Source organism: Streptomyces sp. NPDC005775 (assembly GCF_042871565.1).
GTDB lineage: Bacteria > Actinomycetota > Actinomycetes > Streptomycetales > Streptomycetaceae > Streptomyces.
On the sequence record NZ_JBIAIU010000006.1, the window covers coordinates 24,966 to 40,643 of the forward strand.

The 15,678-nt window shown below is 71.7% G+C and carries 16 protein-coding genes; 6 read left to right on the top strand and 10 right to left on the bottom strand.

All coding sequences use genetic code 11. The features are described 5' to 3' along the window. Window positions 1–33: 33 nt before the first annotated feature. Together ACFYPA_RS15665 and ACFYPA_RS15670 are read right to left on the bottom strand one after the other, a co-directional pair. Window positions 34–1,434: an FAD-dependent oxidoreductase gene (locus ACFYPA_RS15665; RefSeq protein ID WP_359316411.1), complete on the bottom strand. Its 1,401-nt coding sequence runs from the start codon at window positions 1,432–1,434 to the stop codon at window positions 34–36. 44 nt (window positions 1,435–1,478) lie between these two features. Next, the gene (locus ACFYPA_RS15670; protein ID WP_359085876.1) at window positions 1,479–2,153 is read right to left on the bottom strand and encodes a rhomboid-like protein; all 675 of its coding nucleotides are present in this window, start codon (window positions 2,151–2,153) and stop codon (window positions 1,479–1,481) included. A 33-nt stretch (window positions 2,154–2,186) separates the two neighbouring features. On the opposite strand from ACFYPA_RS15670, the gene ACFYPA_RS15675 reads away from it, so the two are divergent. Further along, window positions 2,187–3,098 carry an aminoglycoside phosphotransferase family protein gene (locus ACFYPA_RS15675; RefSeq protein WP_359316409.1) on the top strand — a complete coding sequence of 304 codons (912 nt, stop codon included), beginning with the start codon at window positions 2,187–2,189 and terminating at the stop codon, window positions 3,096–3,098. A gap of 70 nt (window positions 3,099–3,168) precedes the next feature. After that, window positions 3,169–3,642: a GNAT family N-acetyltransferase gene (locus tag ACFYPA_RS15680; protein WP_359316406.1), complete on the top strand. Its 474-nt coding sequence runs from the start codon at window positions 3,169–3,171 to the stop codon at window positions 3,640–3,642. 12 nt (window positions 3,643–3,654) lie between these two features. Here ACFYPA_RS15680 and ACFYPA_RS15685 read toward each other — a convergent pair whose 3' ends face one another. Further along, on the bottom strand, window positions 3,655–4,656 hold the full coding sequence (locus ACFYPA_RS15685) for a zinc-binding dehydrogenase (RefSeq protein ID WP_359085823.1): 1,002 nt from the start codon (window positions 4,654–4,656) through the stop codon (window positions 3,655–3,657). A gap of 46 nt (window positions 4,657–4,702) precedes the next feature. Next, window positions 4,703–5,902 (bottom strand): NAD(P)-binding protein, encoded by a 1,200-nt coding sequence (locus tag ACFYPA_RS15690; protein WP_389132189.1) that lies wholly within the window; start codon window positions 5,900–5,902, stop codon window positions 4,703–4,705. A 107-nt stretch (window positions 5,903–6,009) separates the two neighbouring features. Between ACFYPA_RS15690 and ACFYPA_RS15695 the strand changes: the two genes are divergently transcribed. After that, a complete protein-coding gene (locus ACFYPA_RS15695; protein ID WP_359085825.1) occupies window positions 6,010–6,699 on the top strand; it encodes a pentapeptide repeat-containing protein in 690 nt (229 codons plus the stop codon). 42 nt (window positions 6,700–6,741) lie between these two features. On the opposite strand, the gene ACFYPA_RS15700 is transcribed toward ACFYPA_RS15695, so the two are convergent. The 3 genes from ACFYPA_RS15700 to ACFYPA_RS15710 form a co-directional block, all read right to left on the bottom strand. After that, window positions 6,742–7,239: a hypothetical protein gene (locus tag ACFYPA_RS15700; RefSeq protein ID WP_389132192.1), complete on the bottom strand. Its 498-nt coding sequence runs from the start codon at window positions 7,237–7,239 to the stop codon at window positions 6,742–6,744. A gap of 71 nt (window positions 7,240–7,310) precedes the next feature. Next, window positions 7,311–7,949: a response regulator gene (locus tag ACFYPA_RS15705; protein ID WP_389132195.1), complete on the bottom strand. Its 639-nt coding sequence runs from the start codon at window positions 7,947–7,949 to the stop codon at window positions 7,311–7,313. Beyond that, complete coding sequence (locus ACFYPA_RS15710) at window positions 7,946–9,208, bottom strand: sensor histidine kinase (protein WP_389132198.1); 1,263 nt, start codon at window positions 9,206–9,208, stop codon at window positions 7,946–7,948. Before ACFYPA_RS15710 ends, ACFYPA_RS15705 begins: the two co-directional genes overlap by 4 nt. Window positions 9,209–9,440: 232 nt before the next feature. Between ACFYPA_RS15710 and ACFYPA_RS15715 the strand changes: the two genes are divergently transcribed. Next, complete coding sequence (locus ACFYPA_RS15715; RefSeq protein WP_359085827.1) at window positions 9,441–9,998, top strand: heme-binding protein; 558 nt, start codon at window positions 9,441–9,443, stop codon at window positions 9,996–9,998. 102 nt (window positions 9,999–10,100) lie between these two features. Further along, window positions 10,101–11,558 (top strand): M1 family metallopeptidase, encoded by a 1,458-nt coding sequence (locus tag ACFYPA_RS15720; protein WP_389132201.1) that lies wholly within the window; start codon window positions 10,101–10,103, stop codon window positions 11,556–11,558. A 118-nt stretch (window positions 11,559–11,676) separates the two neighbouring features. On the opposite strand, the gene ACFYPA_RS15725 is transcribed toward ACFYPA_RS15720, so the two are convergent. Together ACFYPA_RS15725 and ACFYPA_RS15730 are read right to left on the bottom strand one after the other, a co-directional pair. Continuing rightward, entirely contained in the window at window positions 11,677–13,260 is a 1,584-nt protein-coding gene (locus tag ACFYPA_RS15725; RefSeq protein WP_389132203.1) for a M4 family metallopeptidase, read from the bottom strand. A 278-nt stretch (window positions 13,261–13,538) separates the two neighbouring features. After that, window positions 13,539–14,114 carry a TerD family protein gene (locus tag ACFYPA_RS15730; protein WP_207318258.1) on the bottom strand — a complete coding sequence of 192 codons (576 nt, stop codon included), beginning with the start codon at window positions 14,112–14,114 and terminating at the stop codon, window positions 13,539–13,541. A gap of 201 nt (window positions 14,115–14,315) precedes the next feature. Between ACFYPA_RS15730 and arfB the strand changes: the two genes are divergently transcribed. Then, window positions 14,316–14,741: an alternative ribosome rescue aminoacyl-tRNA hydrolase ArfB gene (gene arfB, locus ACFYPA_RS15735; protein ID WP_219571839.1), complete on the top strand. Its 426-nt coding sequence runs from the start codon at window positions 14,316–14,318 to the stop codon at window positions 14,739–14,741. An 85-nt stretch (window positions 14,742–14,826) separates the two neighbouring features. Here the strand turns inward: arfB and ACFYPA_RS15740 are convergent, their stop codons facing one another. Continuing rightward, window positions 14,827–15,333: a flavin reductase family protein gene (locus tag ACFYPA_RS15740; protein ID WP_359085829.1), complete on the bottom strand. Its 507-nt coding sequence runs from the start codon at window positions 15,331–15,333 to the stop codon at window positions 14,827–14,829. Between the last annotated feature and the right edge of the window lie 345 nt (window positions 15,334–15,678).

Below are 15,678 nucleotides of genomic sequence, written 5' to 3' on the forward strand. Positions count from 1 at the left end.
TGCTGACCTGGGATTTTTTGTGCCCGGACACGCTCAGCCCCGCCCCGACAGCCGGTCCGCGAACTTTGCGATCGGGTCCGTGCCGGGGCGTGGCGAGGTGAGTTCTCGGCGGTCGGCCGCGCGGTAGGCGGCGTACATGCCGTGGACGCCGAGCCAGCGGAAGGGTTCGGGTTCCCAGCGGCGGACGCGGTGGTTGACCCAGGGGAGGGTGGTCAGTTCGGTGGGGCCGGACTGGCCGGAGTCCTGCTGGATGAGGTCGCGCAGAGTGCGGGCGGCGAGGTTGGTGGTGGCGACGCCGGAGCCGACGTAGCCGCCCGCCCAGCCGAGGCCGGTGGAGCGGTCGAGGGTGGCGGTGGCGCACCAGTCGCGGGGGACGCCGAGGACGCCGGACCAGGCGTGGGCGATGGGGGTGCCGGCGGTGGTGGGGAAGAGGCGGATCAGGAGTTCGCGCAGGGCCTCGATGGTGGCGGGCCGGGTGCGGCCGTCGTTGTCGGTGGCGGAGCCGTAGCGGTACGGGATGCCGCGGCCGCCGAGGGCGATGCGGTCGTCGGCGGTGCGCTGGGCGTACATGTAGGCGTGGGCCATGTCGCCGAGGGTTTCGCGGCCGTCCCAGCCGATGGTCTCCCAGGTGGAGGCGGACAGGGGCTCGGTGACGATCATGGAGGAGTTCATCGGGAGCCAGGTGCGCTTCTGGCCCTTGAGGCCGGCGGTGAAGCCTTCGGTGCAGCGCAGGACGTACGGGGCGCGGACGGTGCCGTAGGGGGTGACGGCGTGCTTGGGCCTGATCTCGGTGACGGGGGTCGATTCGTGGATCGTGACGCCGAGGGCCTCGACGGCGTCGGCGAGGCCGGTGACGAGTTTGGCGGGGTGCAGGCGGGCGCCGTGCGGGGTCCAGGTGGAGCCGACGGCGCCGTTGACGCGGATGCGTCTCGCGGTCTCGCGGGCGCCGTGCAGGGTGCGGTCGGTTTCGCCGAAGGCGATCTCGACGGTGTGGAAGTCCTTGAGGCGGGCGAGTTGGGCCGGGGTGTAGGCCACTTCGAGGACGCCGCCGCGGTGGATGTCGGCGTCGATCTTCTCCTCGGCCGCGACGCGGATGACTTCGTCGACGGTGTCGTTCATGGCCTGCTGGAGGCGGACGGCGGCGTCGTGGCCGTGGAGTTTCGCGTAGCGGTCGCGGCCGGCGATGCCGTTGTAGAGCCAGCCGCCGTTGCGTCCGGAGGCCCCGTAGCCGCAGAACTTCGCTTCCAGGACGGTGATGTTGAGGAAGGGGACGGCCTTCTTGAGGTAGTACGCCGTCCAGAGTCCGGTGTATCCGCCGCCGACGATGCAGACGTCGGCGGTGCTGTCGCCGGGCAGGGGCTCGCGGGGGGTGGGGGTGCCCCGGTCCGCGTACCAGAAGGATATGCCGCCGTTGACGGTGCTGACGGTGCTCATGTTGCCCCTGCTGTCCGGGTGGGTGAGGTGCTCTTGGCGGGACGCTACTTCGCCGGGGGCGGTTTCGTCTCGGTCCGGGTGCGGGTGAGCGGGTGGCAGGCGAGGCCGATGAGGGCGGCGGTGAAGTGGCCGACGTCGGTGAAGGTGGCGCCGGTGACGAGGGGGACGCCGTAGATGACGAGGACGGCGAAGAGGTAGACGTACCGCCAGGGGCGGGCGACGTAGTAGGTGAGGACGGCGACGACGCCCGCGAGTGCGTAACTGACGCCGACGTCGAGCGTGTTGACGGCTGTCTGGGGTGCGTGGCCCTGCTGGATGGCCCAGGCGAGGACGCCTTCGCTGACGAGGGTGGCGAGGACGTGGGCGGTGGCGACGACGGTGAGCCAGCGCAGGGTGCCGAGGCGGCGTTCGGCGGGGGCGTGGAAGACGGTGTAGAGGACGGCGTACGGGAGCCAGGTGCCGCCGTCGATCCAGAAGGCGCTGCTGATGAGGACGCGGACGGGGTTCTGGGAGAGCTCGTGGATGTTGGTGGACCGCTGGCGGAGGAAGTCCTCTTCGAAGGCGGGTGACATCTGGTGGACGATGACGGTGGTGACGAAGAGGACGGTCAGCCAGACGTAGGTGCCGGGGGCGCTGCGGATCCATGAGCCGGCGCCGCGGATCCACGTGGCGGGCGCGGGGCGGGGCCGTGTGGGCGGGGCGGGGTGGCTCGGGGTCATAGCCGATTGACGCACGCTCCTAGGATCGGCGGCGTGATTGACATTCCGGATGCGCTGATCGCCACACAGTCCACGTACAACGGTGAGGCGGGGCGGGCGTTCATCGCCGCGCTGCCGGGGATGGCCGAGGGTTTCCTGGAGCGGTGGGGGCTGCGGCCGGACGGTGGGGCCATGTGCGGGGTGTGTGCGCTGGTTCTTCCGGTGGTGCGGGTGGCGGACGGGCGGCGTGCGGCGTTGAAGTTGCAGCCGGTGGATGAGGAGACGGCGGGGGAGCCGGTCGCGCTGCGGTGGTGGGGTGAGGCGTCGGCGGGTGCGGTGGAGTTGCTGGAGCACGACGCGGTGACGGGGACGATGCTGCTGGAGCGGTTGGACGGGGGGCGCGCGTTGTCGGGGGTGGCGGATGCGCGGGAGGCGGTGCGGGTGGTCGGGGGACTGCTGGCGGGGCTGACGGCGGTGCGGGTCGCGGAGGGGTCGGGGCTGCGGGGGCTGGGGGAGGCGGCGTCGCGGATGGTGGGGGCGGCGCCGGGGGTGGCGGGGCGGTTGGCGGATGCGGGGGAGCGGCGGTTGGTGGCGGACTGTGCGGCGGCGGTGCGGGAGGTCGCGGGGGAGCCGGGGGACCGGTTGCTGCACTGGGATCTGCATTTCGGGAACGTGCTGGCGGGGCTGGGTGAGCGTGGTGGCCGGTGGGTGGCGATCGATCCGAAGCCGTTGGTGGGTGATGCGGGGTTCGAGTTGTTTCCGGCGTTGGTGGACCGGTTCGACGCGGATGACGTGGGGTGGCGGTTCGATCTGCTGACGGGGGTGCTGGGGCTGGACCGGGGGCGGGCGCGGGCGTGGACGCTGGGGCGGGTGCTGCAGAACGCGTGCTGGGAGACGGAGGAGGGCGGTCGGCGTCTGGTGCCGGAGCATGCCGAGGTCGCGCGGCGGTTGTTGGGGCGGGGGTAGGGCGGCGATTCCGGCTTGGTGTTGCCGGGCCGGAGGCTGGGGGCGGGGTGGTGCTGTTTACGCTGCCTCCATGATTCGTACCGCTACCGCTGCCGATGTCCCCGCGATTCACGCGATGGTCCGTGAACTCGCCGATTACGAGAAGGCGCTGCATGAGGCGAGGGCCACCGAGGAGCAGCTGCACGAGGCGCTGTTCGGTGAGCGGCCTGCCGCGTACGCGCACATCGCCGAGTCGGACGAGGACGGTGAGGTCGTGGGCTTCGCCCTGTGGTTCTTGAACTTCTCGACGTGGCGCGGGGTGCACGGCATCTATCTGGAGGATCTGTATGTGCGTCCTGAGCGGCGCGGCGGCGGGCACGGGAAGGCGTTGCTGACGGAGTTGGCGCGGATCTGTGTGGAGCGTGGTTACGAGCGCCTGGAGTGGTCGGTGCTGAACTGGAACGCCCCGTCCATCGCGTTCTACGAGTCGTTGGGTGCGCGGCCGCAGGAGGAGTGGACGGTGTACCGGCTGACGGACGGGGCGTTGGCGGGGCTCGGGGGCTGATGTCTGCCTGGTTCAGGGGATGAGGACGACCTTTCCGGTCGTGCGGCGGGTCTCCAGGTCCTGGTGTGCGGCGGCGGCCCGGGCGAGCGGGTAGCGCTGGACGGCGGGGCGCAGCCGGCCGGCCGCGGCTTCGGCGAGAGCGCGGGTTTCGAGGGCGCGCAGGCCGCCGCCGCGTTCGAGCATGGCGGGGCCGAGGACGTGCTCGGAGGTGATGGCGCGTGCGGCGAGTTCGTCGTCGGTGAAGGTGAGGGGGCGGCCGTTGTGGAGTCCGCTGCCTGACCAGCCGTAGACGATGTGCTGTCCGCCCTTGGCGAGGAGGTCGACGGCGGCGCGGGCGGTGGTGGAGCCGACGGAGTCGTATACGACGGTGGCACGTCGGCCGAGGGCGTCGAGGTGGGTGCGGACGTGGCGTGGCCAGTCGGGGAGGGTGTAGTCGACGGCGAGGTCGGCGCCGTTGGCGTGGACGAGGGTGACTTTGGCGGGGCCGCCGGCGAGGCCGATGACGGTGGCGCCGGCGTTTTTGGCGTATTGCACGAGCAGGGTGCCGATGCCGCCGGCGGCTGCGGTGACGAGGACGACGGAGTGCGGGCCGAGCGGGGTGGATCCGAGGATGCCGAGCGTGGTGCGGCCGGTGCCGATCATGGTGACGGCTTCGGCTGCGTCGAGGCCGTGGGGTAGGGGGTGGAGCTTGTCGGCCTCGGTGACGGTGAGTTCGGCGTAGCCGCCGGGGGCGTTGCCGATGTGGGCGACGACGGGTCGGCCGAGCCAGTCGGGGTCGGTGTGTGCGCCGAGCGATTCGACGATGCCGGCGATCTCCCGGCCGGGGATGGTGGGCAGGGGGGTGGGGGCGGGGTACGGCCCGGTCAGGCCTTGGCGCAGGGCGGTGTCGAGGAGGTGTACGCCGGCGGCGCGGACGGCGATGCGGACCTGGCCGGGGCCGGGGACGGGGTCGTCGGTGTGTTCGTAGGTGAGGTTCTCGGCGGGGCCGAAGGCGTGGAGGCGGACGGCGTGCATGGTGGGCTCCCCGGGGTGTGGGTTTCGGTGGGCCCACCCTCCGACCTCAGGTGCGCTTGAGGTCAAGCGGTGTGCCGGGGGCGGTGTGGTCGTCGGTGGCCTTGAGGGCGAGGAGGGCGGCTTCGATGCCGCTGGTGAAGGACACCTCGCTGAGGAGGCCGGGGGCGGCGACCTGGTCTCCGGCGAGGTAGATGCCGTCGCCGCGGTTGATGGCGGGGCGGTCGCGCCAGGTGGTGCCGGGGTGGTCGACCGCGCCGGTGCGGCCGTTGGCGAGGGCGTCGCGGCGCCATTCGGTGCGGTCGCGCCAGCCGGGGAAGCCGAGGTCGAGGAGGTGTTCGGCGCGGGCGGTGCCGGTGGCCCTGCTCTCGTCGGGGGCGACGGGGAACTGGCCTTGGACGAGTTGGTGGCCGGCCGGGGCGAGGGTGCGGTCCTGGGCGGTGAAGCGTTCGATCCAGCCGGGTGCGTCGAGGTCGGAGAGGGCGAACGGGTCGCCGCGGCGGGTGCGCAGGGCGAGGTCGATGAGGGTGGTGCGGCCGGAGGGCCAGGTGAGTGTGGGGTCGCCGAGGAGGGTGCGGGCGGCGTCGAGCGAGGTGGCGACGACGACGGGGCCGGTGCGGGTGAGGGTGTCGAGGGCGGCCGGGTCGATACGGGACGCGGTCTCGATGCGGACGCCGAGGTTCCATGCGCGGGAGGCCATGCGGTCGACGATGCGGTCCCAGCCGCCGACGGGGTAGCGGGCCTCGGGGGGCAGGGCGGCGGCGCGGCGGAGGCGTTCCTGTACGAATGCGGCGGAGAGGCTTCCGGGGTCGTGGTGGTAGAGCGCGACGGCGGCGTAGTGCGCGGCGGTGCGGGCCGTCTCGTCGCCGGCCTGTGCGGTGGCCCAGGTGCGGAAGTCGGTGTCGACCGGTGCGTGGGCGGCGTCGCGGCGGCTGAGGCGCAGGACGGCGAGGGGTGGGGTGCGGCGGAGGGTGCCGCGGTGGTGGAAGCGCAGGCGGGTGGCTTCGAGGGGTGGCACGGTGACGACGGGGCCGAGGAGGTTGCGGCGGTGGAGCCAGGCCCGGTGGGGGCCGTGGTGGTAGAGGGCGTGCGGGCCGTCGTTGGTGCGGTAGGGGCCTTCGGTGGTCCTGGCGCGTCCGCCGAGGGTGTGGTGGGCCTCGTGGACGGTCACCGGGGCGCCTGATTCGGCTGCGGTGATGGCTGCGGTGAATCCGGCGAGGCCGCCGCCGACGATGTGGATGCGTTGCATGGTCCCCGTCTCCTTCGCTGGAGGTGTCTCTGGTGGGACGTGCGGCGGGGGCCGGGTTGTGACATCGGCGGTGGGGCGTTGTCAGTGGTGTGCGTCACGATGGGGGCATGGTGCGGAGCAGTGGTACGGGCAGGGGCGGCAAGGGCGGGGTCGTCGAGGCGCGGCGCCCGGAGGTGCGGCTGCCGCCGCTGGTGGCGTACGGGGGCGGGGGGCTGGAGCCGGACGGGGATTACGACGGGGTGCGGTTCGAGGCCGTGGACCTGGCGGACGAGTCGGGTCCGGGGGCCCGTTTCATGGACTGTGCGCTGGATGGCTGCGCTCTGGACCGTACGGAGCTGGTCAGGGCCCGGTTCATCGATTCGGTGCTGACGGGGGTACGGGGGGTGGGGACCGATCTTGCGGGGGCGGCGCTGCGGGACGTGGAGATCGTGGACGCGCGGCTGGGCGGGGTGCAGATGCACGGGGCGGTGCTGGAGCGGGTCCTGATCAGGGGCGGGAAGATCGATTACCTGAATCTGCGCAAGGCCCGGCTGAAGGATGTGGTGTTCGAGGGGTGTGTGCTGTCGGAGCCGGATTTCGGGGATGCGCAGCTGACCCGGGTGGAGTTCCGGGACTGTGTGCTGAAGCGGGCCGATTTCAGTGCGGCGCGGATGGAGGCGGTGGATCTGCGGACCGTCGCGGAGCTGGACATCGCGCGGGGTGTGGAGCGGCTGGCCGGTGCGGTGATCAGCCCGTCGCAGCTGATGGAGCTGGCTCCGGCGTTCGCGGCGCAGATCGGGGTGCGGGTGGAGGCGTGAGGGGGCGGAGGCCGGGGCCGTCGGAGTCGGCCGCGGGCTCGGTCAGAGGCGGGGGAAGCGGGTCTGGAGGTCCCAGACGGTGGGGTTGTCGGCGAGGCCCTCGTGCATGTCGGCGAGGTCGGCGATCAGGTCGTGCAGGAAGTCGCGGGCCTCGCGGCGCAGCAGGGAGTGGCTGAAGGTGAGCGGTGCTTCCTCTGCGGGCATCCAGTCGGCTTCGACGTCGACCCAGCCGAAGCGGCGCTCGAAGAGCATGCGGTCGGAGGATTCGGTGAAGTCGAGTTCGGCGAACTGGCGGCGGTGCGAGCGGTTGCCGCGGGGGTCCTGGTCGATCTGTTCGACGATGTCGCACAGGGCCCAGGCGAAGTCGAGCACCGGCACCCATCCCCAGGCTGTGGATACTTCGCGGTCCTCCTTGGTGTCCGCGAGGTAGACGTCCCCGGAGAACAGATCGTGGCGCAGCGCGTGGACGTCCGCTCGGCGGTAGTCGGTCTGCGGGGGATCGGGGAAGCGTCGGGAGAGGGAGTAGCCGATGTCGAGCACGCTTCGATGGTGTCATGCCCGGCGCGCCGGTCCCGCACGAGCGGTTCGGTCCCCGGTTCGGTCCGCTGTGGTCAGGGCAGCAGCCGTTGCTCCTTGGCCACGGAGACGGCGCCTGCGCGGGTGTCGACGCCGAGCTTGTCGTAGATACGGCCCAGGTGCGTCTTGACGGTGGCCTCGCTGATGAAGAGGGCGCGGGCGATGTCGCGGTTGCCCAGTCCCCGGGAGAGCTGGCCGAGGATGTCGCGTTCGCGGTCGGTGAGGGTGGGCGGCGGTGTGCGCATGCGGGCCATGACGCGGTCGGCGACGGGCGGGGACAGGGTGGTGCGGCCCTGGGCGGCGGAGCGGATCGCGGCGAAGAGTTCCTCGGGGCGTTCGGCCTTGAGCAGGTAGCCGGTGGCGCCCGCCTCGATGGCCCGGGTGATGTCGGCGTCGGTGTCGTACGTGGTGAGGACGAGGACGTGGGCGCCGGGGGTGCCGGTCACGATGCGGCGGGTCGTCTCGACGCCGTCGATGCCCTCGCCCAGTTGGAGGTCCATGAGGACGACGTGCGGCGTGAGCTTGGCGGCCAGGGCGACGGCCTCCTCGCCGCTGCCGGCCTCTCCGACGACCTCGATGTCGGGTTCGCTGCCGAGGAGGGCGAGGAGCCCGGCGCGTACGACGGCGTGGTCGTCGCAGAGCAGGATCCGTACGGGCGGGTGCGCGGCGGTCATGCGGGGTCCCGGTGGGTGAGGGGGGCGGCGGGTGCGTCGGTGAGGGGGACGGCGGCGGTCACGACGGTGCCTTCGCCGGGTGCGGACTCGATGGTGAGGGTGCCGCCGAGCTGCTGGAGCCGGGCGCGCATCGCGGGCAGTCCGTGTCCGCGCACACCGCCCGGCGGTCCGGTGCCGGGGGTGAAGCCGTGGCCGTTGTCGGCGATGTCGAGGACGGTCCGGTCGCCGAGGTGGGTGAGGGTCAGGGCGGCCTCGGTGGCGCCCGCGTGCTCGGTGACGTTGGCCAGGGCGCCCTGGGCGATCCGCAGCAGCGCGGACTGCACGCGGTCGGGCAGGTCGGGGTGGCCGGTGCCCTCGACATGGCAGCGGATGGTGATCCGGCCCTGCGCCTGGGCGGTTTCGCGGGCGGCGAGGGCGTGCAGCGCCGCCTCCAGGCCGCCGCCCTCGGCGAGGTCGGCGGGGGCCAGGTCGTGGACGAAGCGGCGGGCCTCGGCGAGGTTGCGTTCCGCGATGCCGGTGGCGGTACGGACGTGGCGGCGGGCGGTCGCCGGGTCGGCGTCCCAGGTGCGGTCGGCGGCCTGGAGCAGCATCTGCTGGCTGGACAGCCCCTGGGCCAGGGTGTCGTGGATTTCCATGGAGAGCCGCTGGCGCTCGGCGAGGGTGCCTTCGCGGCGTTCGGTGGCGGCCAGTTCGCGGCGGGTGCGGAGCAGGTCGTCGATGAGCCGGCCCTGGGTGACGGCCTGGCGCCGCATGTGGAGGAAGACGGCGGTGGCGACGGCCGCGACGGCGGGCGGGGCGAGGACCAGGTTCGGGTCGAAGCCGTCGGCGAGACGCAGTTGCGCGGCGACGACGAACAGGGTCAGCAGCGCGACCAGGGCGAGTGCCGCACGCGGCGGCAGGATGCGCAGCCCGGTGTAGAAGAGCGGGACCGCGCACCAGGCGAAGCTCGGCGCGAGGACGACCAGCACCATCCACACGGCGACCAGCACCCCGAGCCGGACGAGGCCGCGCGGTGTCGGGCGGGAGCCGAGGGCCGGGCCGAGTACGTAGAGGACGGCGAGGGCGAGGGACAGGCCGATGATCCACGGGGTGCGGGCCTCGCCGGGGTGACGCAGCAGGAAGCGGGTCAGTGAGGCGCCCAGCAGCAGGAAGAACGCGGCGTGCATGAGCAGCGTCAGACCGCGGGTGCCCGGGTCGTCGGCCTGACCGGCGCCGCGCACCGAGCGCCTTCGCTGTTCCACCTCGTACCCCTGTTCCACGTCGTACCCCTGCTCCTGACCTGCGCGGACATCTCATCGTCACCCCGAAGGGCCACCCCCGCATCAACCGATCGGCCGATGGGGCCGTCGGCCGTCCCGCGCGCGGCGTCGAGCCGGAACGACGACGGTACGGCCCCGGACCCGACCGGAGGATTGATCTCGGAACGCAGGAACGATCCACGGCCATCCACGGCCACCCACAACCGTCCACAGCCACTCCGGAGGAACCACCATGAAGAAGATGTCGCCGCGCACCCGTGTCCTGACCGGTACCGTCGCCGCCGCCGCCCTCGGGGCCGGCACCTTCGGCGCCATGTCCGCGAACGCCTCCACCCCGGCCGCCGCGCCCGCCTCCACCGTCAGGGCGGACACCGCGAACCGCGACCTCCAGCAGTCCACGCACCTGACCGTGGACGCCGCGACGAAGGCCGCGCAGGCCGCCCTCCACGCCGCGGAGAAGGAGAACCAGCGCATCGCCGTCTCCGTCGTCGACCGCAACGGCAACACCATCCTGACCCTGCGGGGCGACGGTTCCGGCCCGCAGGCGTACGAGTCGGCCGAGAAGAAGGCGTACACCGCCGTGTCCTGGAACGCCCCGACCTCGGAGCTGGCCGGGCGGCTCGCCCAGGCCCCGAACCTGAAGGACATCCCCGGCACGCTGTTCCTCGCGGGCGGCGCCCCCGTGCAGGTCAAGGGTGCTCCGGTGGCGGGCATCGGCGTGGCCGGGGCTCCCAGCGGCGACCTCGACGAGAAGTTCGCCCGGGCCGGCGTCGCCGCCCTCGCCAAGTAGTCGCCGCCCGCCCGACGGGGCGGGGTGTACGCCTCCGCCGGCGAGGGGTGGTGTCCGTCCGGCGCTCCCGGACTCCGACATTCCGCACATAGGATCACCGGTGTGGATCACCGACCCCCGGTAAGCGACACGGCTCGCGGCGGCCCGGCACGAGCCCCCCGCCGGGCAGCCGGGTCCGCCGCCCTGCTCCTCGCCCTCGCCGTGCTCGCCGCTGCCTGCACCGCCGGGACCGGCGGGGTGGAGGGCAAACCCGGCGCCTCCGGCCTGCGCGACCCGTACTTCCCGAAGCTCGGCAACGGCGGCTACGACGTGACGCACTACGACCTCACGCTCGACGTCGACCCGGACGAGCAGACGCTGCGCGGGACCGCCGTGATCACCGCGCGCGCCACCCAGGACCTGAGCTCGTTCAACCTCGACCTCGCCGGTCTGAGCGTGGACTCGGCGACCGTGGAGGGCCGTCCGGCCGCCGTCAACCGGGCGGGCAACGAGCTGACGCTGCGTACGGACGCGAAGGTCGAGGACCGGCTCCAGCGGGGCGAGACGTTCCGTACCGTCATCCGCTACTCCGGCTCCCCGCGCACGATCAAGGATGCGGACGGCTCCGAGGAGGGCTGGCTGCCGACCGACGACGGTGCGGTCGCCCTCGGTGAGCCGACGGGTTCGATGGCCTGGTTCCCCGGCAACCACCACCCGAGCGACAAGGCCTCGTACGACCTGGAGGTCACCGTCCCCAAGGGGCTGACGGCGGTGTCCAACGGGGTGCAGGCCGGGCCGCCGACGACGGCGGGGGACCGCACCACCTACCGCTGGCACACCGCCGAACCGATGGCGAGCTACCTCGCGACGCTGGCCGTCGGCCGGTTCACGACCAGGACGTCGACGATGGCGGGCGGCATCACGGTGTTCACCGCCGTGGACCCCCGGTCGGCGAAGGCGAGCGCGCGGACGCTGGCCAGGCTCCCCGAGGTGGTGGCGTGGGAGGCCGAGCACTTCGGCCCGTACCCGTTCTCCGCCACGGGCGCGATCGTGGACCGCGAGGGTGACTCCGGCTACGCCCTGGAGACGCAGAACAGACCGTTCTTCCCGGGGCCGCCGAGCATGGAACTGCTGGTCCACGAGATGGCGCACCAGTGGTTCGGCGACTCGGTCACGCCCGCGAGCTGGCGAGACATGTGGCTCAACGAGGGCCTGGCGACCTACGCGGAGTGGCTTTGGGAGGAGGACGAGGAGGGCACCCCGGCCCAGGAGTCCTTCGACGCGGCGTACGAGGACGAGGACAACTGGGCGTTCCCGCCCGCCGATCCGCCGAGCGCGGCCGACATCTCGGAGCAGCCCGTGTACGGGCGCGGGGCCATGGTGATCCACAAGATCCGCGAAGAGATCGACGACGACGAGGAGTTCTTCGCGCTGCTCGCCGGCTGGGCGAAGGCGCACCGGCACGGCACCGTCTCGACGGCGGACTTCACCGCGTACGTGGAGGAGGAGATGGGCGAGGATCTGTCGGAGCTGTGGGAGACGTGGCTGTACGGCGAGGACCGGCCCGCCGCGGACGGCTGAGGTGGCCGGTCGCTCCCGGCCGCGCGGGGACGGATCACGTCGCGGACGGTTCAGGACGTACGGCAGGAGCCGGCCCGCCGCGAACGGCTGACCGGCTCCCGGGGCGACGCTGCTGGTGTTACTTCACGTTGACGCCGGTCCAGGCGGCGTCGACGGCCTTGAGTTCGGCGCTGTCCGCCCCGTACAGGTCGGTCGCCGCCTTCTCGGTCGCGACGCGGGCGGCCGCGTAGTCGGTGGTCGAGGTCATGTACTCGGAGAGGGCCTTGTACCAGATCTGGACGGCCTTGTCCCGGCCGATGCCGGTGACGGTGGAGCCGTCGGAGGTCGGGGAGTCGTAGGCGACGCCGTTGATGGTCTTCGCGCCGCTGCCCTCGGCCAGCAGGTAGAAGAAGTGGTTGGCGACGCCGGACGAGTAGTGCACGTCCTGGTCGCCGACGCCGCTGTCCCAGTAGTCGGCCGAGCCGCCGTCCTTGCTGGGCTTGTCCATGTAACGCAGCGGGGTGCCGTCGCCGTTGATGTCGATCTTCTCGCCGATGAGGTAGTCGCCGACGTCGGTGGCGTTGTCGGCGAAGAACTCCACGGAGGTGCCGAGGATGTCGCTGGTCGCCTCGTTGAGGCCGCCGGACTCCCCGGCGTAGTCGAGGTTGGCGGTGGCGGCGGTCAGGCCGTGGCTCATCTCGTGGCCGGCGACGTCGAGGCCGGTGAGGGCGCTCTTGTTGTCGGCGCCGTCGCCGTACGTCATGCAGAAGCAGCTGTCGTCCCAGAACGCGTTGACGTACGCGTCGCCGTAGTGGACGCGGGAGTAGGCGGCCTTGCCGTTACCGGCGATGCCGTCGCGGCCGAGGACCGTCTTGTAGAAGTCCCAGGTCTTGGCGGCGCCGTAGTGGGCGTCGACCGCGGCGGTCTGGCGGTCGTTGCCGGTGCCGTCGCCCCAGGTGTCGTCGTCGTCGGTGACGAGGTCGCCGGTGCCGCTCTCGCCCTGGTTCAGGTCGTACGTCTTGTGGCCGCCGCGGTCGCCGTCGGTCAGCTCGAAGCCCGAACCGGAGGCGGTGGTGGAGAGGTCGACCTTGCCGCTGTACTGGCTGTTGCCGACGCCGGCCGTCTCGATCGCCTCGTAGCTGTGCAGCTTCTTGCCGGTGGTGGCGTCCGTGATGATGTGCATGCGGCTCGGGGTGCCGTCCTTCTGCACACCGGTCCTGACGGTCTCGAAGGCGAGGACGGGCGCGGAGCCGCGGGCCCAGATGACCTTGCGGGCGCTCGCCGCGGTCTTGATCTTCGCCGTCGTGGACGGCACGGATATCTTCGCCGTGGTCGCCCTGGTGACGCTCTTGAGCTTGCCGCTGCTCGCGGTGTGGGTGACGAGGTCGCCGCCGAGGACGGGCAGCCCGGCGTAGGTGCGCTCGTAGCGGGTGTGGACCGTGCCGTGGGCGTCCGTGATCACGTCACGGGCGATCAGCTTCTCCTGGGAGCCGAGCCCGAGCGAACCGGCGGCCGAAGCGGCTTCGGTCTGAGCCGACTTGATGGCGCTCGTGCGTGCGGAGGCGCTGTGGAAAGCGGGGGAGGCGGTGCGGGGGGAGGCGGAGGAACCGTTGTCCGAGGCACCCGGGGTGGCGTTCGCCGCACCGGTCTGCACTCCGACGACGACCATCGCGGCCACGGCGGCCAGGGCTGCGGCGCGACGGGTGTTCATGTGGGGGGTCATGCGTTCTCCGTTGCTCGTTCCGTGGGGGGTTACGAGCGGAGAGCGTGCCACCGAATGATCGATTTTGACGGTGTACCAACAATTACCTCACAATTCTTTGACCGTTTCTTGTCCGACTGCGATGCGTCCATGTCCGCTATCCGGCGGACTTCCATCAAGAGGACAACGTCGCGTGTCGTACGCCCCGTTGGGTGCGTCCGGTGGTATGCGGACATGCGGGAGCCCCCGGCCGCAGGACGTTCGGCCGGGGGCTCCCGTGAAGCAGGTGTGCCGGAGCGTCAGAGGGTGACGCCGAAGTCCTGCGCGATGCCGCGCAGACCCGAGGCGTAACCCTGGCCCACGGCGCGGAACTTCCACTCGGCACCGTTGCGGTACAGCTCGCCGAAGACCATGGCGGTCTCGGTGGCGGCGTCCTCGCTCAGGTCGTAGCGCGCGATCTCGGCGCCGCCGGCCTGGTTGAGGATGCGGATGTAGGCGTTGCGCACCTGGCCGAAGTTCTGGCTGCGGGTCTCGGCGTCGTAGATCGACACCGGGAAGACGATCTTGTCGATGTCGGCCGGCAGGCCCGCCAGGTTGACGTTGATCTGCTCGTCGTCGCCCTCGCCCTCACCCGTGACGTTGTCACCGGTGTGCACGATGGTCTGGTCCGGCGTCGCCTTGTTGTTGAAGAAGACGAAGTGCCCGTCGGAGAAGACCTTCCCGGCGGTGTTGACCGCGATCGCGGACGCGTCGAGGTCGAAGTCGGTGCCGGTGGTGGTACGGACGTCCCAGCCGAGGCCGACCGTGACGGCGGTGAGGCCGGGGGCCTCCTTGGTGAGGGAGACGTTGCCGCCCTTGGACAGGCTTACTGCCATGGGAAGTCCCTTTCGTCAGTCGTTGCGGGCTTCGTGCCATCACGAAGCTACCGTCACAGTTCATAACGCAGGCAGGGGACCGTGAGGTTCCTTGCGGCTTTACTTTCTTTACCGAACTGATGACGGGGTGCGGGCGGACGGAGGAAGGCGTACGCCAAAAGGAGGTGACGAACCGCCCGCGGGGCGGGGAACATGGGTGTCATGTCCGGGCCCTATTTCATCCGCGGTGCGGTCTCCCTGCCGGAGGCCGAGCTCATGTGGCGTTTCTCGCGGTCCTCCGGGCCCGGCGGGCAGCACGTCAACACCAGCGACTCCCAGGTGGAGCTGCGCTTCGACCTCGCGGCGACCGAGTCGCTGCCCGAGGTGTGGAAGGAGCGCGCGCTGGAACGGCTGGCGAGCCGGCTGGTCAACGGCGTCGTGTCGGTCCGCTCCTCGGAGCACCGCTCGCAGTGGCGCAACCGCGAGACGGCCGTCGTGCGCCTCACGGCCCTGCTGGCCGAGGCCACCGCACCGCCTCCCAAGCCGCGCGTCAAGCGCAAGATCCCGCGCGGGATCAACGAACGCAGGCTGCGTGAGAAGAAGCAGCGCGGCGACACCAAGCGGGGCCGCTCCGGCCGCGACTGGTAGCGCCTGCCCGCCCCGGCCCGGCCGCCCCCGGAATCACGTGGGCGCCCCGGCCCGGGCGCCCACGGAAGCGCGTCGGCGGACCGGTTCAGCCCAGCTGCCGGTAGCGCCCCCGGAAATACGTCAGCGGGTCGCCGTCCCCGCTCGGCAACTGCGCGGCGAGCACCCGGCCGATCACCAGCGTGTGGTCGCCCGCCGTGATCCGCTGCTCGGTGCGGCACTCCAGCGTGGCGAGCGCGCCCCCGACCAGGGGGGCGCCGGTGATGTCCCCCCGTACATAGGGGATGTCCTCGAAGAGCAGCCGGTCGCTGATCCGGCCCTTCATGGCGAACCGCCCCGCGATGTGCCGCTGGCTCTCCGCCAGGACGGAGACGGCCCACAGGGGCTGTTCCGCCAGCAGGTCGTCCATCCGGGAGTCGTTGCGCAGGCTCACCATGACCAGCGGCGGGTCGAGCGACACCGACATGAAGGCGGTCGCCGTCATCCCCACGTCCTCGCCGCGTCCGTGCTCGTCGAGCGGGGGTTCCTGCGCGGTGATCAGCACCACTCCGGCTGCCAGCCGGGCGAGGGCGCCGCGGAACTCGTCGTTGCTCACCCCCTCAGCATGGGGGACGGCTTCGGTACGCGGGGTGGGGGGCTTCGTCTGCAACACACCGGGAACGCTAGCCGCGTACGGTGGATCCCCGCATCGGGCCAGGGGACCAGTCAGGTCCTAGGACCTGCCGTCCGGTGGCCCGGTGGTGGGAGCGGCCGGTACGGGGGCTTTGCGTTCTGCGTTCGGGAAAAGGACGGACCGCTCGCGAGTGGCACTGGAGACCCTTCATCACCTGTTGTGACTTGAGTCACAGAGTGCAATATTTGTTGACCCTGTGTACCGGGTGCACAGCTCAGTGTGATTCAGTGGCCGTGACACTGCAGTAAGTACGTCTAGTGCGTCGAT

Bases quoted from the DNA above. Each gene is read 5' to 3' on its own strand.
- ACFYPA_RS15685 (WP_359085823.1), bottom strand. From the start codon at position 4,656: ATGCACGCCGTCCGCCTCCACGCCTTCGGCCCCGCCGAGAACCTCACC.
- arfB (WP_219571839.1), top strand. From the start codon at position 14,316: ATGTCCGGGCCCTATTTCATCCGCGGTGCGGTCTCCCTGCCGGAGGCC.
- ACFYPA_RS15690 (WP_389132189.1), bottom strand. From the start codon at position 5,902: ATGCAACGCATCCACATCGTCGGCGGCGGCCTCGCCGGATTCACCGCA.
- ACFYPA_RS15680 (WP_359316406.1), top strand. From the start codon at position 3,169: ATGATTCGTACCGCTACCGCTGCCGATGTCCCCGCGATTCACGCGATG.
- ACFYPA_RS15730 (WP_207318258.1), bottom strand. From the start codon at position 14,114: ATGGCAGTAAGCCTGTCCAAGGGCGGCAACGTCTCCCTCACCAAGGAG.
- ACFYPA_RS15725 (WP_389132203.1), bottom strand. From the start codon at position 13,260: ATGACCCCCCACATGAACACCCGTCGCGCCGCAGCCCTGGCCGCCGTG.
- ACFYPA_RS15705 (WP_389132195.1), bottom strand. From the start codon at position 7,949: ATGACCGCCGCGCACCCGCCCGTACGGATCCTGCTCTGCGACGACCAC.
- ACFYPA_RS15695 (WP_359085825.1), top strand. From the start codon at position 6,010: ATGGTGCGGAGCAGTGGTACGGGCAGGGGCGGCAAGGGCGGGGTCGTC.
- ACFYPA_RS15715 (WP_359085827.1), top strand. From the start codon at position 9,441: ATGAAGAAGATGTCGCCGCGCACCCGTGTCCTGACCGGTACCGTCGCC.
- ACFYPA_RS15670 (WP_359085876.1), bottom strand. From the start codon at position 2,153: ATGACCCCGAGCCACCCCGCCCCGCCCACACGGCCCCGCCCCGCGCCC.
- ACFYPA_RS15665 (WP_359316411.1), bottom strand. From the start codon at position 1,434: ATGAGCACCGTCAGCACCGTCAACGGCGGCATATCCTTCTGGTACGCG.